We start from the raw sequence: 24,342 nt of genomic DNA, 5'->3' as shown, positions 1-24,342 counted from the left end.
GCCTGTCATGAGCCGGAAGCTCCAAACCGGTCGCGCGGACGAACGAGACGCGCACGCGAACAACTCGCAGCGCGATGTTGGAAAGAGGCAACGAGGAATCCGCGGGAAGGAAACGTATCGAACGCATGTGAAGGAGTTAGGAAATGGAACCAAATTCCAATGTCGTCATCGACCATGGCAAGAGCAGTTGGTCCGATCTCTGGAAGAAGGAAGATTATCTCGCGATCTGGCTGGGCTTCGCGGTCATCGTCACCTGCCTCGTCGCCTATTTCGGCTTCGGCCCGAAGGCGGAGTTCATCCCCAAGATCGAAGCCGCCAACCAAATCCAGAGCGCCGAGGCCGAACGAGCGCCCTTCAAGACCATCGCCTGGTTCAAGGCGCAGGACGACAAGAACAAGTTGAAGGCCTCGAGTTCGGCCTTCGGCAAGTTCGTCTCCCATTGGACCAAGACCCCAGGCTCCTGGAAGAGCAACCCCTTGGACGCCTTCGTCCAGAACGAAGAGATGGCCAAGGCCAAGAATGAAAAGGCTATGCCCGCCTATGAGGCGGCCAAGGCCAACGCATCGGCCGCCCTGGCCCTGGCGCAGGCGGCGGAGAACGCCGCAGTCCAGGCGGCGTTCCAGAACCAGGCCCTGAACGATGAAGCCTCGGCCAAGATCACGGCCTGGCGGATGGAGCACAGGAAGGCGGGCGATGCGAAGAAGAAGACGGAAAACAAGCCGTACAACTACATTCCCACGCTCATCGGCCTGTGCGCGGTCCTGATCATCCTCTTCGGCGCGGGCATCACCCTCATGGGCTCGAGCTTCAAGGACTTCGCCGTCGGCTTCGTCATCGTCTTCCTCGTCGCCACCGTGGCCTACATGCTCGGACACCAGTCCATCAGCAAGCAATACGGCATCGGCGCGGAAGCCTGGGGCGTCATCCTGGGCATGATCATCGCCAACACCATCGGCACGCCCAAGTGGGTTCTCCCCGCCTGCCAGGTGGAATTCTTCATCAAGAGCGGCCTGGTGCTGCTCGGCGCGGAAGTGCTCTTCAACAAGATCGTGGCCATCGGCCTGCCCGGCATTTTCGTGGCCTGGGTCGTGACCCCCATCGTGCTCGTCTGCACGTACATCTTCGGCCAGAAGGTGCTGAAGATGCCCTCCAAGACCCTGAACATCGTCATCTCCGCCGACATGTCGGTCTGCGGCACCTCCGCCGCCATCGCCACGGCGGCCGCCTGCCGGGCCAAGAAGGAGGAGCTGACCCTCTCGGTGGGCCTGTCCCTGGTGTTCACCGCCATCATGATGATCGCCATGCCGGCCTTCATCAAGGCCGTGGGCATCCCGGAGATCCTGGGCGGCGCCTGGATGGGCGGCACCATCGACTCCACCGGCGCGGTGGCCGCGGCCGGCGCGTTCTTGGGCGAGAAGGCCATGTACGTGGCCGCGACCATCAAGATGATCCAGAACGTCCTGATCGGCGTCACCGCCTTCTGCGTGGCCATGTACTGGTGTCTCAAGGTGGAGTGCGAGGCGGGCCGCAAGGTCGGCGCGATCGAAATCTGGAACCGCTTTCCCAAGTTCGTGCTGGGCTTCCTGGCGGCCTCGATCCTCTTCTCCCTGCTGGACGGCGGCCTGGGCAAGGACCTGGGCTACTCCATGATCGACCAGGGCGTGGTGCGCGGCGGAACCCGCCTCCTGCGCGGCTGGTTCTTCGCCCTGTCCTTCGCGGCCATCGGTCTGGCCACCAACTTCCGTGAGCTGGCCAAGTACTTCAAGGGCGGCAAGCCGCTCATCCTGTACGTCTGCGGCCAAACCTTCAACCTGATCCTGACCATCGCCATGGCCTACGTCATGTTCTACCACGTGTTCCCTGAAGTCACCGCGAAGATCTGATCGCACTGAGAGTCGAAAAAGCCGGGGGGAGAATCTCCCCCCGGCGAGAACAAGGAAGGATTTCCATGCTCACGCAGAGTTGGCCGTTGCGGCTTCGCAATTTCACCCTGGCCCTCGGGTCGATGTTGATCTTCACCTACCTGCTGTTGCCGCTGGTGACCCGCTCCTGCGGCATCCTGAACAGGATGTCGATCTATCTCGACGCCAACGGCATCGACCCCAGCCGCTATTACTACACGGACGTCGAACAAGTGATCGAATCGGAACGTTTCATAACCAACGCCCTTGAGAAGGACTAACTTGAGCGGATTGGGCCGGTGATCATCAATCGTGCCGCATGGGCCCGCCGCCGCAACACGGAGAGAACTACACAACCAACCGGGGCCGTTCGAGCCGACGCGAAAGCGTCGGCGTCCCGGATCCGACATGGCGCGTAAGGTTGCACCCCGCCCGGACATGTGTCCGGCGCGGGACAACCAACATATAAGGAGTTGGGAGTATGAGGGGTAAGGTTGGGTTCACGGAAGATAAGATGGCCCTGCTCGTCGGGTCGCTCATCTTCGTCCTTGCGGGCTTCAACGTTCTGGGTGTGGACTTGCTGGGTTGGGCAGTCAAGTCCAACACCTGGCTCAGCCTGGACAAGATGCTCTCGGCGTCGACGGGGGCCTACAAGAGCCTACCGGGCATCGCGTCGCTGCTCATCACCTACGTGGCCATCACGGGGATTCTCGCCTGGGCCGTCAAGCTGCTGCGGGGCGACGTGGGCAAGTTCATCAAGGGCTTCACCATCGTCTTCTTCGTCAGCTACCTCTGTTTCGCGGCGGGCCACTACGCCTACATCGCCGTCACCCCGGACAAGCTGGCCAAGGCCGGCATCCCCTGGTCCCTGGGGCTCACCGGCGAGGCCGGATTCATTCTGGCCCTGCTGGCGGGCATCTTCGTCGGCAACTTCATGCCCGGCCTCTCCGAGACGCTCAAGGAAGCCTGCCGTCCCGAGATGTTCGTCAAGATCGCCATCGTCATCATGGGCGCGGAACTGGGCGTGAAGGCCGCCGACGCCATGGGCCTGGCCTCCTCGATCATCTTCCGGGGCCTGTGCGCCATCGTCGAGGCCTACCTCATCTACTGGACCGTGGTCTATTACGTCTCGCGCAAGTACTTCAAGTTCAGCCGAGAATGGGCCGCGCCCCTGGCCTCGGGCATCTCCATCTGCGGGGTGTCCGCGGCCATCGCCACCGGCGGCGCCATCCGCGCTCGGCCCGTGGTGCCGATCATGGTCTCCTCGCTGGTGGTCGTGTTCACCTGCGTGGAGATGCTCATCCTGCCCTTCGTGGCGGCTTGGTTCCTGCACGGCGAACCCATGGTGGCCGGCGGCTGGATGGGCCTGGCCGTCAAGTCCGACGGCGGCGCGGTGGCCAGCGGCGCCATCGCCGACGCGCTCATCCGGGCCAAGGCCCTGAGCGTGGACGGCCTGAAGTATCAGGAAGGCTGGGTGGTCATGGTCACCACCACGGTGAAGGTCTTCATCGACGTGTTCATCGGTCTGTGGTCCTTCGTGCTGGCCTGGCTCTGGTGCGCCAAAATCGAATGCAAGGAAGGCCAGCGCATGAACTTCGGTGAAGTCTGGCAGCGCTTCCCCCGCTTCGTTCTCGGTTACATCCTGACCTTCCTTCTGCTGCTCATCGTCTGCACCTATTCCGCCGAAGGTATGGGCATGGGCAAGACCATGGTCGGCGCCCTGGGCTCCCTGCGCCGGGTCTTCTTCGTGCTGACCTTCTTCACCATCGGCGTGGTCTCCAACTTCAAGAAACTCATGGAGGAGGGCATCGGCAAGCTGACCACCGTGTACGTGGTCTGTCTGTTCGGGTTCATCATCTGGGTGGGCCTGTTCATCTCTTGGTTGTTCTTCCACGGCATGCTGCCCCCGCTCGCCACGGCCTGATCATTGAAGGAGAAGATACAATGGAACAGATGAAGGATCTCAAGTTTCAAGAGGAAATCCAGAAGATGGAATACGAGCCCCTGAGCAACGTGGAGAAGCGCCTCTGCGCCTGGGGCTTCGGCCTGGGCGTCGTGCTCCTGGTGGTGCTCTACTTCGTGAGCAGCTTCATTCCCGGCGCCCACGGCGTCTGATCGCACGACCGCGCGGGGCGGACGAAACCGTCCGCCCCGCCTTTTCCCACGGAGGGCAATCGTGAACCAGTACAAGGTCCGCTACATCTGGGGCCCCCAGGGCAAGCTCTCGGCGACATCCGAGGAGATCGTCGAGGCCGGCAGCCTGGACGAGGCCCTGTCCCGGAAAAGCGCCTGGCCCGTGGAGCGGAGTTTCCACGGCGACTGCGCCTGGGCCAAGAATCCCGGCACCAGCCTGTATTACGTGGAGGCCTGGGAGGCTGAAGTCTTCTCCGGGCGGCCGCCCGCCGCGCGCTGACCCGGCCGCGCCGGAAGGCCTCGAGGTTCACTCGCCCCGACCCGAGGCCTCCGGCGTGCCTTGACACTCTCTTCGACGGGCGACTATGCCTGAAACCGGGAACCTCCACGCGGGCGACGACGGGCGACGGCCCAGGACCAGGCGAGAACCGGACAGGCAATCATGAAACACTCCCGCCTCCAGGCCAAGCTCATCTTCCGGCAATGCGCCATTCTCCTGGGAATCGGCCTGATCTTCAGCCTGTCGCTCAACTCCTACCTGCGCGCCATCATGGAAACCGAGGTCCAGGACAAGACCCGGCTCATCTTCTCCAACGTCCTGGCGGTGCAGACCTACGTGCGCGACACCCTGCGGCCGACCATGTATGACAATCTGACGCCGGACTCCTTCGTCATCGAGGCCATGTCCACCTCCTTCGTCACCCGCACGGTCATGTCCGACCTGAACACGGCCCACGACCAGTTCACTTACCGCCGCGTGGCCTTCAACCCCCGCAACCCTCAGTTCACACCCTCGGTGCTCGAGCGGGAATACATCCAATTCTTCCGCGACCACCCCGCGCTCGAGTCCCTGGGCCAATTCCGCAAGATCAACGGCGAGGAATATTACGTGGCCGCCAAGCCGGCGGTCTTCGAAGAGTCCTGCATGCTCTGCCACGGCGACCCGAAAGACGCTCCGGCGGTGCTCCTGGCGCGCTACGGCAACGTCAACGGTTTCGGCCGCACCGTCGGCGAAATCGGCGGCCTGGACATGGTCACCATGCCGGTGGACCGCGAAGCCGCCTCCATCCGCCGGGTGACGATCATCTTCGTCCTGGTCTTCGCCTGCGGCACGCTGCTCATCCTCGGCCTGAACCATTTCTTCTTCGATCGCATCGTGGTCCAGAACATCGGCCGGCTGGCCTCCATCCTGCGCAGCCGTTTTCCCGAGGAGGCCGACAAGACCCTGGGCCGTCGGCCGCGCTTCGGCGACGAAATCGACGTCATGGTCGCCAACGTGGAGCGCTTCGCGGATCACCTGCGCGATGCCCGCGCCCAGCTGGCCGACTACGCCGCCAACCTGGAGATCAAAGTCCAGGAGCGTACGCACAAACTGCTCGAGGAGGCCAACGCCCGCCAGGCCGACGTGCGCCTCTTCGTGGACATGCTCGACCTCTTCACCGAAGGCCAGGGGCGCAGGCGATTGCTGGAGCAGGCCATGGAAGCCATGGCCACCCGCTTCGAAGCCAGGGTCGTGACATTCCTCTGCTTCGCCAACCTGAACCGCTACGTCTGGCCGCCTGACGCCGCCCCGCTGATTCTCTCACCAGAAGACCAGCGAACCCTGCTGGGGGGCGAGGGAGTGTTCCGGGAATCCCGCGCGGAGGTGCCGGTGCGGGCCGCCGATTCCATCCGCGGCGCTCTCATCCTGGGCTGGAACGCGCCCCGCGACCTCCCCCTTCAGGAGCGGGAAGTGCTCACGGCCGTGAGCAGCCAGTTGGGCATCGCCCTGGAGAACCTGGAAGCCTTGGAAAACCTCGTGAGCCAGAAGACTCTCCTGGAGTCCATCTTCGAGGGCATCGCCGACCCCCTCTTCCTCCTGGACCAGGACGGAGAGGTGATCCACGCCAACACTTCGGCCCACCGCCTGCTGGACGGGCTGGCTGACAGCGGCGACCCGGCCAGAATCCTGGGCCTGCCCGCGCTTTCCCGCGAGGCCCGCTTCGAAGGCGGCGACCCCTTCCGCGAGGAGACCCTCCTGGCGGACGGCCGATCCCTGACGCTCTACGCCTATCCCTTGCACGCCCTGGAACAGCGGGGACGCAGCATCGTCTACGCCCGCGACGACACCCGGGAAAAGGCCATGCTGGCCCGTCTGCAGCAGGGAGAGAAGGCCCTGGCCGTGGGCAAGATGGCCGCCGGGTTGGCCCACGAGATCAACAATCCCCTGGGCGTGATCCTCTGCTACGCCCGACTGCTCTGGAACGACGGCAAGAACGAGAACGCCGACGATCTGAGCATCATCATCCGGCACACCCTCCAGGCCCGCAAGGTGCTTCAGGATCTGATGCGCTTCGCCCGCCCCAAACCGGCCGCCCTGCGCGCCCTGGACCTGATCGAGGCGGTGCGCTTCATCGCCCGCGTCTTCCAGGTGCGGGCGGCGGCCTTGGACGTGGATATCGTCACCGACTTGCCGGCGGATCTGCCGCTCGTGCGCGGGAACACCGACGCCGTGGAACAGGTGCTGACCAACGTGATGATCAACGCCCTGGACGCCCTGGAGGAATCGGGCCTCCGACGGCCCGGGAACATCACCATCTCCGCCCGCCATCTGCCGGAACGCGGAGAGGTGCGGCTCGTTATGCGCGACAACGGCCCCGGCATTCCCGAGGAAAACCTGCAACGGATCTTCGACCCCTTCTTCAGCACAAAGGAGGTGGGCAAGGGCACGGGCCTCGGTCTGGCCGTGGTCTACGGCCTGGTCCGCGACATGGGCGGACGCGTGGACGCCGAGAGCCGCGACGGCGCCGTGCTGACCATTCACCTGCGCGTGGCGGGCGCGGAGGAGCAAAAGGACTCGCATGCAACAGACGATCGAGAATGACGTCATCCTCGTGGTCGACGACGAGGTCGACTTCGCCAACGGCGTGGCCAGACTCATCACCAAGGGCTTTCCGAACAACCCCGTGCTGGTCCGCCATGACGGCCCGTCGGCCCTGGCGGCGCTGCGTGAGAACCGTTGCGGCCTGCTGCTCACCGACCTGCGCATGCCCGGCATGGACGGCGCCGCGCTGCTGGACCAGGCCTTGGCCCGTCACCCCCTCCTGTCCGTGATTCTGCTCACAGGCTTCGGCACCATTGAAACGGCCGTGGCCGCGCTCAAGGCCGGAGCCTATGACTTTCTGACCAAGCCCATCGACCAGGACGGCCTCTACAGGGCCGTGAGCAAAGGGCTGGAACGCTCGGCCCTGTTGGCGGAAAATCGCCGCCTGCGGGCGGCCGTGGTCACCTGCGGTTCCTGCGCCCGGTTCATCGGCGAGAGCCCGGCCATCCGCGACCTGCGGACACGGATCGAGGCCGTGGCGGCAACGGACTACACCGTGCTCATCCTGGGCGAATCCGGGGTGGGCAAGGAACTGGTGGCCCGAACCATCCACGCATTGAGCCGTCGGGGATCGCGGCGGCTGGTGAGCCTGAACTGCACGGCCATCCCGGATCAGATTCTGGAGAGCGAACTCTTCGGACACGTCAAGGGAGCCTTCACCGGCGCGGACCAGCCCCGGCGTGGTCTGTTCCAGACCGCCGACGGCGGCAGCCTGCTCCTGGACGAAATCGGGGATCTGCCCCCGCACCTGCAGCCCAAGCTTCTGCGGGCCCTGGAAGAGGGCGCGGTGCGGCCCGTGGGCGGCAGCGAGAACGTCAAGGTGGACGTGCGCATCCTTGCCTCCACCAACCAGAATCTGGAGTCCCGGGTGGCCTCGGGAGCCTTCCGCGAGGATCTCTTCTACCGCCTGAACGTGCTCACGGTGCGCGTGCCCTCCCTGCGCGAACGGCCGGACGACATCCCGATCCTCGTCCGGCACTACCTCCGGGAAACATGCGGGGAGCTGGACTCCGGCGACAAGGAACTGGCCGATGACGCCCTGGAATACCTGCGCTGCCGCCCCTGGCCAGGCAACGTGCGGGAGCTGTTGAACTTCGTGCGTCGACTGGTGGTCTTCTGTCCCGGCCCGATGATCACCCAGGCCCAGGTCCGGCTCCTGGACACCCCGGGCGGCGGCCCGACCCCGGCCATCTCTCGGCTGGAAATCTACAAGGACGCCAAGCATCGGCTGGTGGACGACTTCACCCGCTCCTACATGCAGCGGCTCCTGGAGGAGACCGGCGGCAACGTCTCCCAGGCCGCGCGCCTCTCCGGCCTGGAACGGGTCTCCCTCCAGAAGATCCTGCGCCGTCTCGGCATGGCCGCCGAAGGATTCCGCGGCCGCGAGGATTGACCAGCGGCTCAGGCTTTGAACGGCGCGGCCTTGCGGCCGAAGGGAATGCCCAGGCGGCTCATGCGCTTGCGCAGGGTGTTCGGGTGCAGTCCCAGGAGTTCCGCCGCGCCGCCCCGTCCGTTGACTCTTCCCCTGGAGAGGGCCATGGCCTTGCGGATATGCCGGGCGTCGGCCTCGTCCAGGGAAAGAAAGCGGCCCTCGTCCGGCATATCCGGGTCCGCCCCGGCAACCGCGTCCTCGGGCCGAGGAGTCTCGAACACGAGCACCCCGTCGCGGCTGCGGATCATGGCCCGCTCCACCGTATTCTCCAGTTCGCGCACGTTGCCCGGCCAGCTGTAGCCGGCAAGACGCTCCAAGGCTCCCGGCGGCAGGACGGGGCGCTCACGCATCTTCAGTTCGCGGGCTTTGCTCTCCATGAAGTGATGCACCAAGGCCGGAATGTCCTCCTTGCGCTCGCGCAAGGGCGGGATGGACACGGGAAAGATGTTCAGCCGGAACCAGAGGTCTTCACGGAAGGCCCCCGAGGCGACCATGCGTTTCAGGTCGCGGTGGGTGGCCGCGACGATGCGGATGTTCACGGGCACGGGCTCGCTGCCGCCCACGCGTTCGATCTCGTGGCGCTGGCACACGTGCAGAAGCCGGATCTGCGCCTGGGGCGGCAGTTCGCCGATCTCGTCCAGGAAGATGGTCCCGCCGTCGGCCCGCTCGAACCGGCCGCGTTTGCGCGCGGCCGCGCCGGTGAAGGCCCCCTTCTCGTGACCGAAGAGCTCGCTGTCGATGAGCGAGTCCGGAATGGCTCCGCAATTGACCTTGATGAGCGGGCCGTTGCGCCGAGGCGAGAACTCATGGATGGCGTTGGCCAGAACCTCCTTGCCCACGCCGGTTTCGCCCAGGAGCAGCACCGGCGACTCCAGGGGCGCCACCTGGCGGACCTGGGCCATGACCTCGCGCAACCCGAAATCCGAGCCCACGATGTCCGCGCCCGCCAGCTCGCGCATCTCGGTGCGCAGAAAGCGGTTGTCGTCGTCCAGGAGGTCCTTGAGGCGAACCACCTCCTGGTGCTTGAGAGCGTTGGCCATGGCGATGGCGAACGGTTCGCGCAACAGGCGCAACAGCTCCACATGCTCCGGAAGATAGCGGTCCGTGCCACGGACCCGGATGCCCAGGTCTCCGATGCGCCGCCCCTGGAGATCAAGCCGGAGAATCAGGATGGAGAAGTCATACTGACCATCCTGGCCCATGAGCCGCAACGATTCGCGCACGTTGGGCAATTCGGCGGGCCGGTTGACCATGACCACCTCTTCCATGTTTTCCCAAAGCGAGAGGGGAGTCTCCTTGCCCTGGGAAGTCACGGGGATGAGCCCGCCATGGTCGCCGAAACCGTCCACGGCCACCGAGGCCACGGGCTTGAGCACGTCGGCCCCGGGCACGAAGATGCGCATGTCCATGACCTGGGCCGGGATGAAGTCCTTGATGTATTCCAGGCAGTCGCGCATGGCCGTTTCCACGTCCAGACTGCCGCAGATCCGCACCGCGGCCTGGCGGAAAAACTCGTTGGCGTCGATGCGCATGCTCCTCCTCCCGGGCTACCGGTCCAGGCCTGATTACCCCATATGGTAAATTCAAGCAAGATTACCTCTAGGGGTAAAAATAATACCCCATAGGGTAATTTTCTCCTTCTGATGCCCCCAGATGTCGCCAGAAAACCCAAAGCATTCCATCGCTGGCACGGTTATGGCATGATAGGCCGCGTGAAACAAACGCAGCGCACCGCATGCTGGGTCGAGGCCGTGACCCTGCGCGTCTTCGACGCCGAGAAACGGGACGACCTGTCCTATTTCCTGGAACAGACCCTGGAGGCGGTCCGGGAGCCCGGACTCACGGCCTGCCGCGTCTGCGTCGAGGCGACGCTGCCCACGGACGTGAACGCCCTCCTGTTCTGGGAAGGAGCAGGACCGGCCGGCCGCAGCAGGATCGGCCAACATCTCGCCACGCTGCTGCGGGAATACGGGCTGGTCCATCACTCGGTGTGGCTTGAACGCAAGACGGAGACGGGAGCGTGAGATGCCCACGCGGCTGCGGATTCCGGGAGGGCCAGCCGATTTTCCTTCCCCTCCGGTGTTTTTTCGGTGTATCGATGCATCGCCTTTGTCCTGGAACGCTTTCCGTGCGGACCAGGGTCGGCTTTTGAGGAACTTAACGCAACCATTCAGGTGGACCATGCGCATCATGAAGACAAGCATTCGGTTCGGAGCCGCGGCGCTAATCGCCGCGGCGATTCTCTGGGGCCCGCTTCCGGCCCTGGCCCAGGAGGGCGCCTCCAAGGGTCAGGCGCAGCTCCCCCAGGTGGGCATCATGGAGTTGACGCCCCAGGCCGTCTCCCTGACCACCACCCTGGCCGGCCGCACTTCCCCTTATCTCATCGCCGAGGTCCGGCCCCAGGTGGGCGGCATCATTCAGAAGCGCCTGTTCACGGAAGGCGCGGACGTCAAGGCCGGAGACATCCTGTACCAAATCGATCCCGCCACCTACCAGGCCGCCTTCGACAGCGCCAAGGCCGCCCTGGCCCGCTCCGAGGCCAACGCGATCCCGGCCAAGCTCCGGGCCGAACGCTACACCCAGCTGGTCACGGTCAACGCCGTGAGTCGTCAGGACTATGACGACGCCGTGGCCCTCGCCAAGCAGGCCGAGGCCCTCGTGGAAGTGGACAAGGCCGCGCTGGCCACGGCCAGAATCAATCTCGGCTACACCCGGGTCACCTCGCCCATTTCCGGACGCATCGGCCGTTCCGCCGTGACCCCGGGCGCGCTGGTCACGGCCAGTCAGGGCACGGCCCTGTCCACGGTCCAGCAGCTCGACCCGATCTACGTGGACGTGACCCAGTCCAGCGCGGAACTGCTGCGTCTCAAGCGCGATCTGGCCGAGGGACGTCTCCGCAGCGCGGGCGAGAATCAGGCCGTGGTCAAACTCCTTCTGGAGGACGGCACCCCCTACTCCCGCGAGGGGCGTCTGGAATTCTCCGATGTCACGGTGGATCAGAGCACCGGGGCCATCACCCTGCGCGCCGTGTTTCCCAACCCCTCCGCCGAACTGCTGCCCGGAATGTTCGTGCGCGCCGTCCTGGAGGAAGGCGTGAGCGAGCAGGCCATCCTGGCCCCGCAGCAGGGCGTGACCCGCAACTTCAAGGGCGAGGCCACGGCCCTGGTCCTGGCTCCCGACGGCACCGTGGAGCAGCGGATCGTCCAAGTGGACCGCGCCATGGGCGACAAGTGGCTGGTGCGCTCCGGCCTGAACGCCGGCGACCGGCTCATCGTGGACGGCCTCCAGAAGGTGCGCCCCGGCATGAAGGCCCAGCCCGCCCCCACGGCCTCCACCCCCGCTCCCGCAGCCACCCCCGCCTCGGCAGCCCCGGCGGACAAGCAGTAGGATCGGTGCGACCATCATGGCTCGTTTCTTCATCGACCGCCCGGTCTTCGCCTGGGTCATCGCCATCCTGATCATGCTCTCGGGCGTGCTGGCCATCGTCGAGCTGCCCATCTCCCAGTATCCGCCCATCGCGCCCACGGCCATCGCCATCGACGCCACCTACCCCGGAGCCTCGGCCAAGACCCTGGAAGACACGGTCACCCAGGTCATCGAGCAGAAGATGCAGGGTCTGGACGACCTGCGCTACATGTCGTCCACCAGCGACTCCGCGGGCAACGTGACCATCACCCTGACCTTCGACGCCAACACCAACCCGGACATCGCCCAGGTCCAGGTCCAGAACAAGCTCCAACTGGCCACGCCCCTGCTGCCGGAAGAGGTCCAGCGCCAGGGCATCCGGGTCACCAAGGCGGTCTCCAACTTCCTGCTGCTCCTCGGCTTCATTTCCGAGGACGGCGGCATGACCAACTTCGACATCGCCGACTATGTGGCCACCTACGTCCAGGACGACATCAGCCGCGTGGACGGCGTGGGCGACGTGACCCTGTTCGGATCGCAGTACGCCATGCGCGTCTGGCTCGATCCGAACCGGCTGAACAACTTCGCCCTGAACCCGGCGGACGTGGCCGAGGCCATCCGGGCCCAGAACGCCCAGGTCTCGGCCGGGCAGTTCGGCGGCGCCCCGGCCGTCCCCGGCCAGCAGCTCAACGTGACCATCAACGCCCAGTCCCGGCTCCAGACCGTGGACCAATTCGAGAACATCCTTCTCAAGGTGAACCCCGACGGTTCCACCGTGAACCTCTCCGACGTGGCCCGCGTGGAACTGGGTACGGAGAGTTACGAAGTTCTGGGCTTCTACAACCGCAAACCGGCCACCGCCCTGGCCATCAAGCTGGCCACCGGGGCCAACGCCCTGGAAACCGCCAAGAACGTTCACGAACGCGTCCAGGAAATGGCCAAGTACTTCCCCCACGGCCTGAAGGTGGTGGACCCGTACGACACCACCCCCTTCGTGCGCATCTCCGTGGAGGAGGTGCTCAAGACCCTGGCCGAGGCCATCGGCCTGGTCTTCCTGGTCATGTTTCTCTTCCTGCAGAACTTCCGGGCCACGCTCATCCCGACCATCGCCGTGCCCGTGGTGCTTTTGGGCACCTTCGGCGTGCTGGCGGTCTGCGGCTTCTCCATCAACACCCTGACCATGTTCGGCGTGGTCCTGGCCATCGGCCTGCTGGTGGACGACGCCATCGTGGTGGTCGAGAACGTGGAGCGCGTCATGGCCGAGGAGGGCCTGCCGCCGCGCCAGGCCACACGCAAGTCCATGGGCCAGATCACCGGCGCCCTGGTGGGCATCGCCCTGGTGCTCTCGGCCGTGTTCATCCCCATGGCCTTCTTCGGCGGCTCCACCGGCGTCATCTACCGCCAGTTCTCCATCACCATCGTCTCGGCCATGGTCCTCTCGGTGATCGTGGCCCTGGTGCTGACCCCGGCGCTCTGCGCCACCATGCTCAAACCCGTGACCATGGACCATTCCGTCCCCCAGCGCGGCTTCTTCGGCTGGTTCAACCGGGGATTCAACGCCTGCACGCGCGGCTACGAAAGCGCGGTGAACCGGATGATCCGGCGCGGCTGGCGCTACATGGTCATCTATGCCGCCATCGTGGGGGCCATGGTCCTGTTCTTCGTGCGCATGCCCACGGCCTTCCTCCCGGACGAGGACCAGGGCTTCATCTTCACCCAGGTCCAGTTGCCCGCCGGAGCCACCCAGCCGCGCACCCTGGCGGTCCTGCGCACGGTGGAGGACCACTTCCTGGACGACGAGGCCGAAGCCGTCGAATCGGTGTTCTCGGTGGCGGGCTTCAGCTTCGCGGGCAACGGCCAGAACAACGCCATGGCCTTCGTCAAGCTCAAGGACTGGAACCTGCGCGACCGCCCGGATCTGCGCGCCGAGGCCCTGGCCGGTCGAGCCATGGGCATCTTCGCCTCCATCCGCGACGCCATGGTCTTCGCCTTCACGCCTCCGGCGGTCATGGAACTCGGCAACGCCAGCGGTTTCGACTTCGAGCTGCAGGACCGCGCGGGCCTGGGCCACGCCAAGCTCATGGAAGCCCGCAACATGTTCCTCGGCATGGCGGCCAAGGATCCCCGGCTCATGGCCGTGCGCCCCAATGGCCTGGACGACGTGCCGGAATACAACGTGGACATCGACCAGCAGAAGGCCAAGGCCCTGAACCTCTCCCTGGCGACCATCAACGAGACCCTCTCCTCGGCCTGGGGCAGCGCCTACGTCAACGACTTCATCGACAAGGGGCGGGTCAAGAAGGTCTACATCCAGGCCGACGCGCCCTTCCGCATGCTGCCCGGCGACCTGGACCGCTGGTACGTGCGCAACACCCTGGGCGAGATGGTGCCCTTCTCGACCTTCGCCACGGGTCACTGGAGCTACGGATCGCCGCGTCTGGAACGATACAACGGCAGACCCGCCGTGGAGATCCTCGGCATGCCCGCCCCAGGCAAAAGCTCGGGCGAGGCCATGGCCGCGGTGGAGGAGATCGCCTCCAAGCTGCCCGAGGGCATCGGCTACGAATGGACCGGACTCTCCTATCAGGAACGCCTGGCCGGGGCCCAGGCCCCCATGCTCTACGCCATCTCGCTCCTGGTGGTCTTCCTCTGCCTGGCCGCGCTCTACGAGAGCTGGTCCGTGCCCTTCGCGGTCATGCTCGTGGTGCCCCTGGGCGTCATCGGCGCGCTGCTGGCGGCCAACCTCCGCGGGCTGGCCAACGACGTCTACTTCCAGGTGGGCCTGCTGACGACCATCGGCCTCTCGGCCAAGAACGCCATCCTCATCGTGGAGTTCGCCAAGGCCCTCCACGAAGGGGGACGATCACTCTTCGAGGCGACCCTGGAGGCCGCGCGGCTGCGGCTGCGGCCCATCCTCATGACCTCCCTGGCCTTCATCCTGGGCGTCCTGCCGTTGGCCCTCTCGCGCGGGGCGGGCTCGGGCAGCCAGAACGCCATCGGCACCGGCGTCATGGGCGGCATGATCTCGGCCACGGTGCTGGCCATCTTCTTCGTGCCCGTCTTCTTCGTCCTGGTCTTCCGCTCCTTCCCGGGCAAGAAGAAGCACGATCACGCAAGCAAACCCTCGCAGGCCGGAGACAAGCCGGCCGCTCAGGAGGGAGGACACTGATATGCGCGCACGCATCCTGATTCTGGCCGCGCTGACCGCCCTGCTGGGCGGCTGCATGACCATGGCCCCGGACTATGAACGCCCGGCGGCGCCCGTGGAGGCCGCCTGGCCCGAGGGAGCGGCCGCTCAAGGCGCGACCCTGACGCAGGGCTCGACGGCCGCCGCCGACCTGGACTGGCGCGAGTTCCTCCAGGATTCTGACACCCGGACCCTGGTGCAGATCGGGCTGGCCAACAACCGCGACCTGCGCGTGGCCGCCCTGAACATCCAAAAGGCCCAGGCCCAGTACCGCATCCAGCGGGCCGACCGCCTGCCCACGCTGAACGCCGAGGCGGGCAGCGCCCAGCAACGCTTCCCCGCCGACCTCTCCTCCTCCGGCCGGGCCACCACCTCGCGGCAGTACAGCGTCGGCCTGGGTGTGAGCGCCTTCGAGCTGGACCTCTTCGGCCGGGTCAAGAGCCTCAGCGACGAGGCTCTGGAGAAATACCTGGCCACCGAGGAGGCCCGCAAGAGCGCGCACATCAGCCTCGTGGCCGAGATCGCCGGAGACTACGCGGCCCTGGTGGCCGAACGCGAACGCCTGCGCCTGAACCGGGAGACGGTGGAGAACCGCCGCCAGACCTATGACCTGACCCGCAAGCTCTTCGATTTCGGCGCGGCCACGGAACTCGATCTGCGCCAGGCCGAAACCGGCCTGGAGTCCGCCCGGGTCCAGGCCTCCGCCTCGGTGAGCCGGGTGGCCCTGGCCGAAAACGCCCTGCGCCTGGCCCTGGGGCAGCCTCTGCCCTCGACCCTGCCCCCGGCGGCCAACCTGGACCAGGTGGCCGAGCCGCGCGACATCCCGGCGGGCCTGCCCTCGGACCTCATCGCACGCCGCCCGGACATCCTGGCTGCCGAACACGAACTGAAGGCGGCCAACGCGGACATCGGCGCGGCGCGGGCCAACTTCTTCCCGCGCATCTCGCTCACCGGCAGCTTCGGCACGGCCAGCCACCAGTTGAACGGCCTCTTCGACTCGGGCTCCCAGGCCTGGCTCTTCGCCCCGAGCCTCGTTCTGCCGCTCTTCGACACGGGCCGCAACATCGCCACCCTGGAAGTCTCCAAGGTCAACCGCGACATCGCCGTGGCCCAATACGAGAAGAGCATCCAGACCGCTTTCCGCGAAGTGGCCGACGCCCTGTCCCAGCGCGCCACGCTGGACGAGCGCCTGCTGTCCCAGAAGAAGGTCGTGGAGGCCGCCCAGGCGAGCCTGAACCTCTCGGAGATGCGCTTCCGGGGCGGCGTGGACAGCTTCCTGCCCGTGCTCGACGCCCAGCGCACCCTCTATCTGGCCCAGCAGGACCTCGTCGACCTGCGTCTGGCGCGGATGACCAACCTGCTGACCCTGTACAAGACCCTGGGCGGCGGCTGGACGCCCGAGCCCGAGCCCGGAACCGCGACTCCCTCCGCCCCTCAGGCCCCCGCGCCCCAGGCCGCACGCTGACGACGCGACGAAGGCCGCGTTACTCCCCGCTCCATTCAATGCACGTGAAACAAGAAAGGCTCCCGGCTTGTCGGCCGGGAGCCTTTGTCATCCAACGGTTTTCTCTGGTACCGGGAGGGGGAGTCGAACCCCCAAGGTGTCGCCACCGGCGGATTTTGAGTCCGCTGCGTCTACCAATTCCGCCATCCCGGCACGGAGGGACTTCTTCATAGGGGAGCTCGGCCCAACGTGTCAATGGGCGAACCCGGGTCCGCTTGCCAGCGCGGGCCGGACCTGCTATCCCCGCCGCGTCGGCACCGCAACACAAGGAAAATCCATGCTCCCCCTGGGTTCCCTGGTCAACGCCCTGGCCATCATCCTCGGCAGCGTCATCGGCATGCTCCTGCACAACCGCTTTCCCGAACGCGTGCGGGCCATCGTCTTCCAGGGTCTGGGCCTCTGCGTCCTGCTCATCGGCATCCAGATGGCCCTCAAGGTGGAAAACATCCTCATCCTGATCTTCAGCGTACTCCTGGGCGGGATCCTCGGCGAACTGCTCAACCTGGAAGGGCTCTTCGAGATCCTGGCGGGCAAGCTGAAGGCCGTGGTGCGGTCCAAGAACGCGGCCTTCACCGACGGCCTGATCACGTCCTCGCTCATCTTCTGCATCGGAGCCATGGCCATCATCGGTTCCTTCGACGAAGGCATCCGGGGCGACGCCACGGTGCTCTACACCAAGTCCATCCTGGACGGCTTCGCTTCCGTGGCCCTGGCCTCGACCTACGGGGCGGGCGTGCTCTTCTCCTTCCTGCCCGTGCTGCTCTACCAGGGCGGGCTGACCCTCTTCGCCGGGGTCTTCCAGCAGTATTTCTCGCCCCTGCTCATCGCCCAGCTCACGGCCACGGGCGGGGTGCTCATCCTGGGCATCGGCTTCACGCTCCTGGACATCAAGCGCGTGAAGCTCTCCAACCTCCTGCCCGCCCTGCCGGTGGTCGTGGTCCTGACCCTGATCTTCGGCTAGTCCCCGGTCCAGGGCTCCTTCTTCCAGGCCAGCAGGTCCTCGTAGATCTGCTGGACCACGGCCGTGGGCACGAACTCCGCCTCCATGATGCCGTCGATCTCGTGCGGCGTGAAGTGCTCGGCCCAGGGCTTGCGGGACAGCTCATCCCACGCGCCGTAGCCTTTCTGGGTCAGGGTGCGCTTGCCGTTCTGGCTCAGGGACACCTGCCAGGCCTCATAGGCGTCCGGGTCGTCCAGGGTCTCCTCGGGGATGCTGGCGTGCACACTGCTGGCCTGGGCCGAGAGGACCAGGAAGCCCTGCACCACGATGTCCTCGAAGTAGCGCCCCCAGTCATCGCTGCGGTTGGCTTCCTTCAACAGCTTGCGGAAGTCTTCTGCCATGTCGTGCTCCTTGGAGGATTTCGTTCAATGCCTGGCCTTGTGCCGGATGTGGACCGGAAAGGCAAGGCCGGAATCACCCCAGCCAAGCCACGGCCAGGGGCAGGGTCAGCGCCGAGACGGCCGTTTCGAGCGTGATCACCGAGGCCATGAGGTCCGCGTCCCCGCCCATCTGACGTGCCAGGATGTAGGACGATACCGAGGCCGGAACGGCGGTGAAGATGATCACCACCAGCCGGGATTCCGGGTCCACGCCCAGGGCCGAGCAGGCCGCCGCGGCGAACAGCGGCTGCACCACCAGGTGAAAGAGACAGGCCAGGATCAGCGGGGCTCCTTGGGTCTGCTGAAAACGCAGGCCCGCGCCCACGGCCAGCAGCGCCAGGGGCAGGGCCCCCCGGCCGAGGATGGCCGCGATGTCGGAGAGCCCGAAGGGCAGACGCTGGCCCAGGGAGTTGAGCAGAAGCCCGGCCAGACAGGCCAGGATCAGCGGGTTCCTGGCCAGCTCCCGGAGCACCCCGATCAGGCCGGTCCGGGGTCGGCCCTCGCCGTAGCGGTTGAGCGCGGCCACGGCCAGGGTGTTCACCAGCGGCACCAGGACCACCATGGCCACGGCGGAGCGGGCCAGTCCCTGGACCCCGAGCAGGACCGAGGCCAGGGAGAGGCCCACGTAGGTGTTGGGCCGGATGCTGCCCTGCAGGACCGAGGTGAAGGTCGGGCCGGAGAGCCCGAGGCGGGTCCGCAGAAGCAGGAGCAGCAGGGCCGTGGCGCAGACTGCCAGAATCAGGGCCAGGGCGGGCAGGGCCACGGGCAGCCCAGCCGTCTCCTTGCTCGACAGGCTGTCCACCAGCAGGGCCGGAAAAAGCACGTAGTAGGTCAGCCGCTCCAGGTCCGGCCAGAACCCCTCGCCAGGGAAACCGACACGTTTGAGTCCGTAGCCCGCCAGGATGAGGGCGAAAATCGGCGCGATGCCCGCCAGGATTTCGGCCACGGCCCTACTCCGGGATTGACGGTGTGGAGGCGAAGCGCGGCTCGTGCAAGGGCAGAAGGATGTCCGCCAGGCCCTTGACCTTGAGCAGGATGTCGTAGGCCGCCTTGGGATTCGTGCAGGTTCCCGGCGGGATGACCTCCATCTCCATGCCCCGGACCTCGCGAGGCGGTTCCAGGTTTTCCATGATGACGCAGAAGCCGGTGATGGCGGCCACGCCCTTGGCCGTGTCCACGAGCACGGTGAGCCCGCCGTCCGTGTGCGCCGGGGTGTGGATCACGCGCACGCCGGGAACGATTTCCATGTCCCCGCTCACGGGCACGATCTGGCCGCGTTCCTCGACCTCCTCAATGTAGTCTTCCAGGTAGCGGAAATCGAGCGGGTGCGGGTCATGCACGGCGGCCAGCTCGGCCTCGTGCACGTAAATCACGGCGTTCACGCAGAGGCTGTCGTTCTCACAGTGGTCGTTGTGCAGGTGGGTGTGGATGACGATGTCGATGTCCTCGGGCTTGAGGCCGTAGAGGGCCAAACCCTCCTCGAAGGTGTGGATGCGCCCGCCGAGAGCCTTCTCCCGGTCCTCGGAGCGGATGGGCCGCATCTCGCCCGTGTCCACGAGGATCTTTTTCTCCCCGCCCTCCAGGTACCAGCAGTAGATGGGGATGACGTAGGGCGTTCCGTAGCCGTGCTGATAGGTCATCATGCCCTTGTCGAACACCTTGCTGCCCATGACGATGGGATGAATCACGTAGTTCATTCGCAACCGCTCCTCAAAGAATGACGCCGACCACGGCGCCGGTCATGCAGGAAGCCAGAAATCCCGAGAGGATGGTCCGCGGCCCCAATTCGGCGACCTCGCGGGCGCGCTCCGGAACCAGGGCGCGCATGCCGCCGATCATGATGCCCAGACTGCCGAAATTGGCGAAGCCGCACATGGCGTAGGTCAGTATGAGCCGGCTTCTCTCCGACAGCGCCCCGGGAGGCAGCGCGGCCAAATCGACGAAGGCCAGCAGCTCGTTGAGCACCACCTTCACGCCAAGGAGCGTTCCGGCCGTATGGGCCTCGGCCCAGGGCACGCCCAGGAGCCAGGCCAGCGGCGCGAGAATCCAGCCCGCCAGGCGCTGGAGCGAAAGCGGCGCGCCGCCCACGTCCGGCAGCAGGCCCAGCAGGGAATTGCCCAGAGCCACCAAGGCGATGAGCACCACGAGCATCGCCAGAATGTTGAGGTACAGCCCGATGCCGTCGGCCGTGCCCTGGGCCACGGCGTCCATGCTGCTCATGGCCGTGCGCGGAGGATCGACCCTGCCCAGGGAGATGTCCTCGGTTTCCGGGATCATGAGCTGGGAGACGAGGATGGCGGCCGGGGCGCTGATCACCGAGGCCGCCAGGAGATGCCCCAGGGCGTCGGGAATGGTCTGGCGCAGGATGCCGGCGTAGAGGATGAAGACCGTGCCGGCGATGGTCGCCATGCCGCTGGTCATGCAGGTGAACAGCTCGCTGCGGGTCATGCGGCCGAGATAGGGCTTGATGATCAAAGGGGCCTCGACCATGCCCACGAAGACGTTGGCCGCCACGGACAGCCCCAGGGCTCCGCCGATGCGCATCGACTTCTCCAGCACCCAGGAGAAGCCGCGCACCACCAGGGGCAGAACGCGCCAGTAAAAAAGCAGCGAGGACAGGGCGCTGACCACCAGGACCAGGGGAATGGCCTGGAAGGCGAGCACGAAGGCCGAGCCGGGGTAGCTTTCGGTGAAGGGCAGCGGCCCGCCGCCCAGATAGCCGAAGACGAAACTCGTGCCGCTGCGGGTGGCCTCCTCCACTGCCGCCACCGCCCGATTCAGCCAGAGGAAGGCCTGCCGACAGGCCGGGAGCTTGAACAGCACCAGGGCCACGGCGAACTGGAGCCCCAGACCGGTGATTACGGGCCGCAGACGCGCGGCCTTGCGATTTTCGCTCACCAGCCAGCAGAGAAGCACCAGGGCGAACAGGCCCAGGACACTTTGGAACATCCCCATCGTCGTCTCCGATTCGTGACTTGGACTATCCCCTTTCGTCAGACCGGGCAAGGCGCGGCCGCAGACGGCGGGGCAGAAGCAGACCACAGCATACGAGCCCGCCCAGCAGGACGAACCCCAGCCCGAAAACCCCGGCGTCCCCGAACGCGCCCAGCGCCACGGGCACGCCGCCCAGGCCCAGGGCCAGGCCCAGGGGCACGGCCAGGGAGAGGGTCAGGCTGCGCAGTTCGCCGGGAAAAGCCCGCGACAGGGCGGCCACGCAGGCCGGGAAGAAGAACACCGAGCAGACCGCCTCGCACACGAGAAGCCACGGCAGGACCGCCGTGGGGGCCAGCCCCAGGGAGGCCAGGGCCGCGCCCATGCCCAGAAAGTAGGCCCGCAGGGTGGCCGTGGGGCCCAGCCGATCCGTGACCCAGCCCGCGCCCAGGGCCGCGAACAGGGCCGCCAGCCGCGCCAGACTCAGGAACCCGTTGGCCTGCGGGCGCGGAATGCCCCGGTCCACCATGTACAGCGTGGACATGGAGTAGGTGCCGAAGCTGGCCGACACGGCCAGGCCGAAGGCGCAGACCACGGCCCAAAAGGCCGGTTCGCGCATGAGCCCGCGCAGCACCCCGGGCCTCGGAGCGCTGCCGCGCAGTCCCACGCCCAGACGCCCGGCCAGGAAGAACAGACCCGCCAAGATTTCCAGAACGCCCAGCACGGCCAAGCCCACGCGCCAGGAAAGCCAGTGGAGCATGGCCTCGGCCAAGAGCGGAGCCAGGGCGAAGCTCAGATTCGGAGCCAGCTCATGCAGGGCCAGGGCCTTGCCCCAGTCCGGCGCCCGAACGGTTGCGGTCACGATGGCCACGCCCGAGGGCAGGTAGAGGCCCGCGCCCAGGCCCACGGCGAACAGCGCGCAACGGAAGGACTCCATGCCGCCGGAGGCGGCCGCCCAGAGCAGGGCCGCGCCCGTGGACACGGCGGAAAGGACCGCCGCGCGGCGATGGTCCAGGAGGCTGGCCGCCAAGCTGTTTGAAAGAAGCCCCAGCGCGATCCCGCTCCCCAACAGAAGGTAAAGTTCCCCGGAGGCCGCGTGCCCCAGGCCCAGTTCGGCCCGCACGGCGGGCAGCAGCGGGGCCAGGATGGTTCGGGCGAGAAAGCTGAGCAGATAGAGGGTGCTCACGCAGAGCAGCGCGGGCAGGGCGGCGGCCAGGGTCCGCTCGGAGGTCTCGCGCGTGCGTCGCGTCATGGTCCGACCTTCATAGCCCCGGCTCGGGCCTGACGCAACGGCGCAGAACGCGGCTCGACGGCGGGGATGTTATATTCTCGGCCCCGGGCTTGACCCGAAAGCCCGGGCGGACATACAACCACGGCATATCGTGGGCCAAAAGGCGGATCCCCCCGCCCCACGGACCGAGAGGAGCACGCGCATGGATGTCGAACTGGCCAAACCCTTCATCAAGGCCGCCATCAACGTCATCTCGACCATGGCCTTCATCACGCCCGTGGCGGGCAAGCCCTTCGTGAAGAAAAACACGGTGGCCCAAGGCGACGTCACCGGCCTCGTGGGCCTTACCGGCGAAAAGAACGGCAGCGTGTCCATCTCCTTTTCCCGTCCCTGCGCCGTGGCCATCGTCAAGGGCATGCTCGGGGACGACATCAGCGACATCATGAACGACGTGCGGGACGCGGTGGGCGAGATCACCAACATGGTCTCGGGCCAGGCCCGCGCCGGGCTGGCCGAGAAGGGCATGGTCTTCCAGGGCTCCACGCCTTCGGTGATCATGGGCGACGGGCACACCATCTCGCACATGGCCAAGACCCCGATCATGGCCATTCCCTTCCAGACCGAGCACGGCGACTTCACCATCGAATTCTGTTTCGAGTAGGCCTGGCCCCCCCGAGGCCGCGCCGGAACACCCTGGCGGAGTGAGACATGGGCATGCTTGACAGCTTCCGCGACATGGATTTTCTGGACCAGATCACCCTGCTGAACGAGATCACGGGCAGCAAGGACATCACCGCCCTGCCCGGTCTTCTGGATCTGCTCAGGCGGCCCCTGGGCGACACCTCCATCGACTACATGGTGGTCAACGCCCTCAACGCCGTGCTCTCCCAGCACGAGGCCAAGGCCGTGGAAGGCCTGGCCTCCGGCCACGTCGGATACCGGACCCTGTGCATCCGCGTCATCGGCGAATACGGCTTCACCTCGGCCGCGCCGGTGCTCACCTCCCTGGGCGAGGCCGAAACCGATCCCGATCAGATTCTGGAAATCCTCACCGCCCTGTCGCGGCTCCGCGACCCGGTTTCCCTGCCCCTGTTCCGCAAGCACCTCACCGCGGCGGACGCGTTCACCTCGGCCCTGTGCATCGAAATGCTCGGGGCCATGGGCGACGCGCCCTCCATCCCCGCGCTCATGGCGATCGTCCAGGGCAACGAAACCGATGAGGCCTTCGAGCGTTGCGAGGTGACCACCTGGAAGGCCGTGGAGGCCCTGGCCGCCTTCGGCACACCGGAAACTCTGACCTTCCTGGTGGAGCGGCTGCACCACAAGAACCCCACGGTGCGCAGGATCATCACCGACACCCTGGTTCGGATCGGCGAGCCGGTGGTCCCTCTCCTTGGCGCGCGCCTGGAGTCCGGCGACACGGACGAGAAGATCCTCTCCGCGAACCTCCTGGGCTTCATCGGCCACAGGAAGGGCGCGGACATCCTGGTGAGCGCCATGGACCGGGGCCTGGCCTCGGACCCCAACGTCAAGTACGCCGTGTACGAGGCCCTGGGTCGCATCGGAACCATGAAGGGCCTGATCTGCCTCATGGACGGCGTGAACGAGAAAGACGACCTGATCCTCATGGCCGTGGTCATGGGCCTGGAGCGGCATGTGAGCCCGGGCATGATCAAGGCCCTCACCGCCCTCCTGACCAAGGCCGACGAGCAGAGCGACCGGCTGGCCAAAGCCCTGATCGCCTCCAAGGCCCTGCGCCTCTTCGACGCGCTCTACGAGTTCGAGGGTGCGGCGGCCGCCCTGATGGACGCCCTGGCCGAGTCGCGGGATGCCGAGATCATCGCCGCTTTCCGCGAAAAGCTTGAGGAGATCGGCGGCGAACGCGCCGAGGACGACCTGGACCGCCTGCCCCGGGCCGAGTCCGGGACGCGCAAGGCCCTGGCCGCCGACGACTCCCGCTCCATGCTGGCCCTGCACCGGGCCATCCTCACCGACCTGGGCTTCGAGCCGCTCACCGCGGCCAACGGCCAGGAAGCCTACGACATCATCGAGTCCGGGGAGGTCGTGGAGGTGGTCGTCACGGACATGAACATGCCGGTCATGGACGGCATGGAACTGGTGGAACGCCTGCGCGCCACCGAGGGGTGCGAGAACGTGCCCGTGATCATGGTCACCACCGAATCCGAGGCCTCCCAACGCAATCTTGCGGAGAAATCGGGCGTGACCGCCTTCATCACCAAGCCCTTTCAGCCCGAGGCCCTCAAGGCGAAAATTCTCGAAGTCCTGGGGCGTTGACCGCTCGATCCCGCCAAGCGGGCATTTCCGGGCGGGAAGGCTTCGCTGCTTCTTTCTTTAGCTGTTGCCTTTCCCGCTCC

Annotated in this window: 20 protein-coding genes and 1 tRNA gene; 14 read left to right on the top strand and 7 right to left on the bottom strand. The window is 66.3% G+C overall.

Translation table 11 applies throughout. From position 1 onward, the window contains the following. The first annotated feature begins 143 nt into the window (after nt 1–143). The 7 genes from H587_RS0109140 to H587_RS0109110 all read left to right on the top strand — a co-directional run bounded on the left by H587_RS0109140 (nt 144) and on the right by H587_RS0109110 (nt 8,290). The gene (locus H587_RS0109140) at nt 144–1,883 is read left to right on the top strand and encodes a YeiH family protein (protein WP_027176016.1); all 1,740 of its coding nucleotides are present in this window, start codon (nt 144–146) and stop codon (nt 1,881–1,883) included. Between the two features lie 65 nt (nt 1,884–1,948). Beyond that, nucleotides 1,949–2,182 carry a hypothetical protein gene (locus H587_RS0109135; RefSeq protein WP_027176015.1) on the top strand — a complete coding sequence of 78 codons (234 nt, stop codon included), beginning with the start codon at nt 1,949–1,951 and terminating at the stop codon, nt 2,180–2,182. A gap of 200 nt (nt 2,183–2,382) precedes the next feature. Next, entirely contained in the window at nt 2,383–3,825 is a 1,443-nt protein-coding gene (locus tag H587_RS0109130; protein ID WP_027176014.1) for a putative sulfate exporter family transporter, read from the top strand. Between the two features lie 20 nt (nt 3,826–3,845). Next, a complete protein-coding gene (locus tag H587_RS20835) occupies nt 3,846–4,016 on the top strand; it encodes a hypothetical protein (protein WP_169432764.1) in 171 nt (56 codons plus the stop codon). Between the two features lie 61 nt (nt 4,017–4,077). Further along, nucleotides 4,078–4,314, top strand: a complete 237-nt coding sequence (locus tag H587_RS0109120) for a hypothetical protein (RefSeq protein WP_027176013.1) — start codon at nt 4,078–4,080, stop codon at nt 4,312–4,314. 162 nt (nt 4,315–4,476) lie between these two features. Then, nucleotides 4,477–6,897 carry a c-type heme family protein gene (locus tag H587_RS17945; RefSeq protein ID WP_051202606.1) on the top strand — a complete coding sequence of 807 codons (2,421 nt, stop codon included), beginning with the start codon at nt 4,477–4,479 and terminating at the stop codon, nt 6,895–6,897. Further along, nucleotides 6,875–8,290: a sigma-54-dependent transcriptional regulator gene (locus H587_RS0109110; protein WP_027176012.1), complete on the top strand. Its 1,416-nt coding sequence runs from the start codon at nt 6,875–6,877 to the stop codon at nt 8,288–8,290. Before H587_RS17945 ends, H587_RS0109110 begins: the two co-directional genes overlap by 23 nt. A gap of 8 nt (nt 8,291–8,298) precedes the next feature. On the opposite strand, the gene H587_RS0109105 is transcribed toward H587_RS0109110, so the two are convergent. Then, on the bottom strand, nt 8,299–9,861 hold the full coding sequence (locus tag H587_RS0109105) for a sigma-54 interaction domain-containing protein (RefSeq protein WP_027176011.1): 1,563 nt from the start codon (nt 9,859–9,861) through the stop codon (nt 8,299–8,301). Nucleotides 9,862–10,041: 180 nt separating this feature from the next. On the opposite strand from H587_RS0109105, the gene H587_RS0109100 reads away from it, so the two are divergent. From H587_RS0109100 to H587_RS0109085, 4 genes are all read left to right on the top strand, one after another. Further along, nucleotides 10,042–10,353: a hypothetical protein gene (locus H587_RS0109100; RefSeq protein WP_156904501.1), complete on the top strand. Its 312-nt coding sequence runs from the start codon at nt 10,042–10,044 to the stop codon at nt 10,351–10,353. A 166-nt stretch (nt 10,354–10,519) separates the two neighbouring features. Next, nucleotides 10,520–11,716, top strand: a complete 1,197-nt coding sequence (locus H587_RS0109095) for an efflux RND transporter periplasmic adaptor subunit (protein WP_027176009.1) — start codon at nt 10,520–10,522, stop codon at nt 11,714–11,716. Between the two features lie 16 nt (nt 11,717–11,732). Beyond that, on the top strand, nt 11,733–14,903 hold the full coding sequence (locus H587_RS0109090; RefSeq protein ID WP_027176008.1) for an efflux RND transporter permease subunit: 3,171 nt from the start codon (nt 11,733–11,735) through the stop codon (nt 14,901–14,903). Nucleotide 14,904: 1 nt separating this feature from the next. After that, nucleotides 14,905–16,386 carry an efflux transporter outer membrane subunit gene (locus H587_RS0109085; protein WP_027176007.1) on the top strand — a complete coding sequence of 494 codons (1,482 nt, stop codon included), beginning with the start codon at nt 14,905–14,907 and terminating at the stop codon, nt 16,384–16,386. Between the two features lie 105 nt (nt 16,387–16,491). Here the strand turns inward: H587_RS0109085 and H587_RS0109080 are convergent. Next, nucleotides 16,492–16,578, bottom strand: a tRNA-Leu gene (locus H587_RS0109080). A 124-nt stretch (nt 16,579–16,702) separates the two neighbouring features. Here H587_RS0109080 and H587_RS0109075 point away from each other — a divergent pair. Next, on the top strand, nt 16,703–17,386 hold the full coding sequence (locus H587_RS0109075) for a DUF554 domain-containing protein (protein WP_027176006.1): 684 nt from the start codon (nt 16,703–16,705) through the stop codon (nt 17,384–17,386). Here H587_RS0109075 and H587_RS0109070 read toward each other — a convergent pair. The 5 genes from H587_RS0109070 to H587_RS17940 form a co-directional block, all read right to left on the bottom strand. Then, nucleotides 17,383–17,766: a hypothetical protein gene (locus H587_RS0109070; protein WP_027176005.1), complete on the bottom strand. Its 384-nt coding sequence runs from the start codon at nt 17,764–17,766 to the stop codon at nt 17,383–17,385. The two genes, H587_RS0109075 and H587_RS0109070, sit on opposite strands and share 4 nt — an antisense overlap. A gap of 73 nt (nt 17,767–17,839) precedes the next feature. Further along, nucleotides 17,840–18,751: an AEC family transporter gene (locus tag H587_RS0109065; RefSeq protein ID WP_027176004.1), complete on the bottom strand. Its 912-nt coding sequence runs from the start codon at nt 18,749–18,751 to the stop codon at nt 17,840–17,842. A gap of 4 nt (nt 18,752–18,755) precedes the next feature. Then, entirely contained in the window at nt 18,756–19,502 is a 747-nt protein-coding gene (locus tag H587_RS0109060) for an N-acyl homoserine lactonase family protein (RefSeq protein WP_027176003.1), read from the bottom strand. A gap of 13 nt (nt 19,503–19,515) precedes the next feature. After that, nucleotides 19,516–20,760: a NupC/NupG family nucleoside CNT transporter gene (locus H587_RS0109055; RefSeq protein ID WP_027176002.1), complete on the bottom strand. Its 1,245-nt coding sequence runs from the start codon at nt 20,758–20,760 to the stop codon at nt 19,516–19,518. 25 nt (nt 20,761–20,785) lie between these two features. Then, on the bottom strand, nt 20,786–21,988 hold the full coding sequence (locus H587_RS17940) for an MFS transporter (RefSeq protein WP_051202604.1): 1,203 nt from the start codon (nt 21,986–21,988) through the stop codon (nt 20,786–20,788). Nucleotides 21,989–22,169: 181 nt separating this feature from the next. Between H587_RS17940 and H587_RS0109045 the strand changes: the two genes are divergently transcribed. Beyond that, nucleotides 22,170–22,628, top strand: coding sequence for a chemotaxis protein CheX (locus H587_RS0109045; RefSeq protein WP_027176001.1), 459 nt, complete (start codon nt 22,170–22,172; stop codon nt 22,626–22,628). A 47-nt stretch (nt 22,629–22,675) separates the two neighbouring features. After that, nucleotides 22,676–24,262 carry a HEAT repeat domain-containing protein gene (locus tag H587_RS0109040; protein ID WP_027176000.1) on the top strand — a complete coding sequence of 529 codons (1,587 nt, stop codon included), beginning with the start codon at nt 22,676–22,678 and terminating at the stop codon, nt 24,260–24,262. Nucleotides 24,263–24,342 lie beyond the last annotated feature (80 nt).

The organism is Desulfovibrio aminophilus DSM 12254, assembly GCF_000422565.1.
Taxonomy (GTDB): Bacteria; Desulfobacterota; Desulfovibrionia; order Desulfovibrionales; family Desulfovibrionaceae; genus Aminidesulfovibrio; species Aminidesulfovibrio aminophilus.
Note: the sequence above shows the minus strand (reverse complement) of the source record. Positions and strands in the feature narration are given on the sequence as shown.

What these genes read in the sequence shown, in the direction of transcription:
- H587_RS0109140 (WP_027176016.1), top strand. Translation starts at nt 144, where the DNA reads ATGGAACCAAATTCCAATGTCGTCATCGACCATGGCAAGAGCAGTTGG.
- H587_RS0109135 (WP_027176015.1), top strand. Translation starts at nt 1,949, where the DNA reads ATGCTCACGCAGAGTTGGCCGTTGCGGCTTCGCAATTTCACCCTGGCC.
- H587_RS0109130 (WP_027176014.1), top strand. Translation starts at nt 2,383, where the DNA reads ATGAGGGGTAAGGTTGGGTTCACGGAAGATAAGATGGCCCTGCTCGTC.
- H587_RS20835 (WP_169432764.1), top strand. Translation starts at nt 3,846, where the DNA reads ATGGAACAGATGAAGGATCTCAAGTTTCAAGAGGAAATCCAGAAGATG.
- H587_RS17945 (WP_051202606.1), top strand. Translation starts at nt 4,477, where the DNA reads ATGAAACACTCCCGCCTCCAGGCCAAGCTCATCTTCCGGCAATGCGCC.
- H587_RS0109110 (WP_027176012.1), top strand. Translation starts at nt 6,875, where the DNA reads ATGCAACAGACGATCGAGAATGACGTCATCCTCGTGGTCGACGACGAG.
- H587_RS0109105 (WP_027176011.1), bottom strand. Translation starts at nt 9,861, where the DNA reads ATGCGCATCGACGCCAACGAGTTTTTCCGCCAGGCCGCGGTGCGGATC.
- H587_RS0109095 (WP_027176009.1), top strand. Translation starts at nt 10,520, where the DNA reads ATGAAGACAAGCATTCGGTTCGGAGCCGCGGCGCTAATCGCCGCGGCG.
- H587_RS0109090 (WP_027176008.1), top strand. Translation starts at nt 11,733, where the DNA reads ATGGCTCGTTTCTTCATCGACCGCCCGGTCTTCGCCTGGGTCATCGCC.
- H587_RS0109085 (WP_027176007.1), top strand. Translation starts at nt 14,905, where the DNA reads ATGCGCGCACGCATCCTGATTCTGGCCGCGCTGACCGCCCTGCTGGGC.
- H587_RS0109075 (WP_027176006.1), top strand. Translation starts at nt 16,703, where the DNA reads ATGCTCCCCCTGGGTTCCCTGGTCAACGCCCTGGCCATCATCCTCGGC.
- H587_RS0109070 (WP_027176005.1), bottom strand. Translation starts at nt 17,766, where the DNA reads ATGGCAGAAGACTTCCGCAAGCTGTTGAAGGAAGCCAACCGCAGCGAT.
- H587_RS0109060 (WP_027176003.1), bottom strand. Translation starts at nt 19,502, where the DNA reads ATGAACTACGTGATTCATCCCATCGTCATGGGCAGCAAGGTGTTCGAC.
- H587_RS0109055 (WP_027176002.1), bottom strand. Translation starts at nt 20,760, where the DNA reads ATGGGGATGTTCCAAAGTGTCCTGGGCCTGTTCGCCCTGGTGCTTCTC.
- H587_RS17940 (WP_051202604.1), bottom strand. Translation starts at nt 21,988, where the DNA reads ATGACGCGACGCACGCGCGAGACCTCCGAGCGGACCCTGGCCGCCGCC.
- H587_RS0109045 (WP_027176001.1), top strand. Translation starts at nt 22,170, where the DNA reads ATGGATGTCGAACTGGCCAAACCCTTCATCAAGGCCGCCATCAACGTC.
- H587_RS0109040 (WP_027176000.1), top strand. Translation starts at nt 22,676, where the DNA reads ATGGGCATGCTTGACAGCTTCCGCGACATGGATTTTCTGGACCAGATC.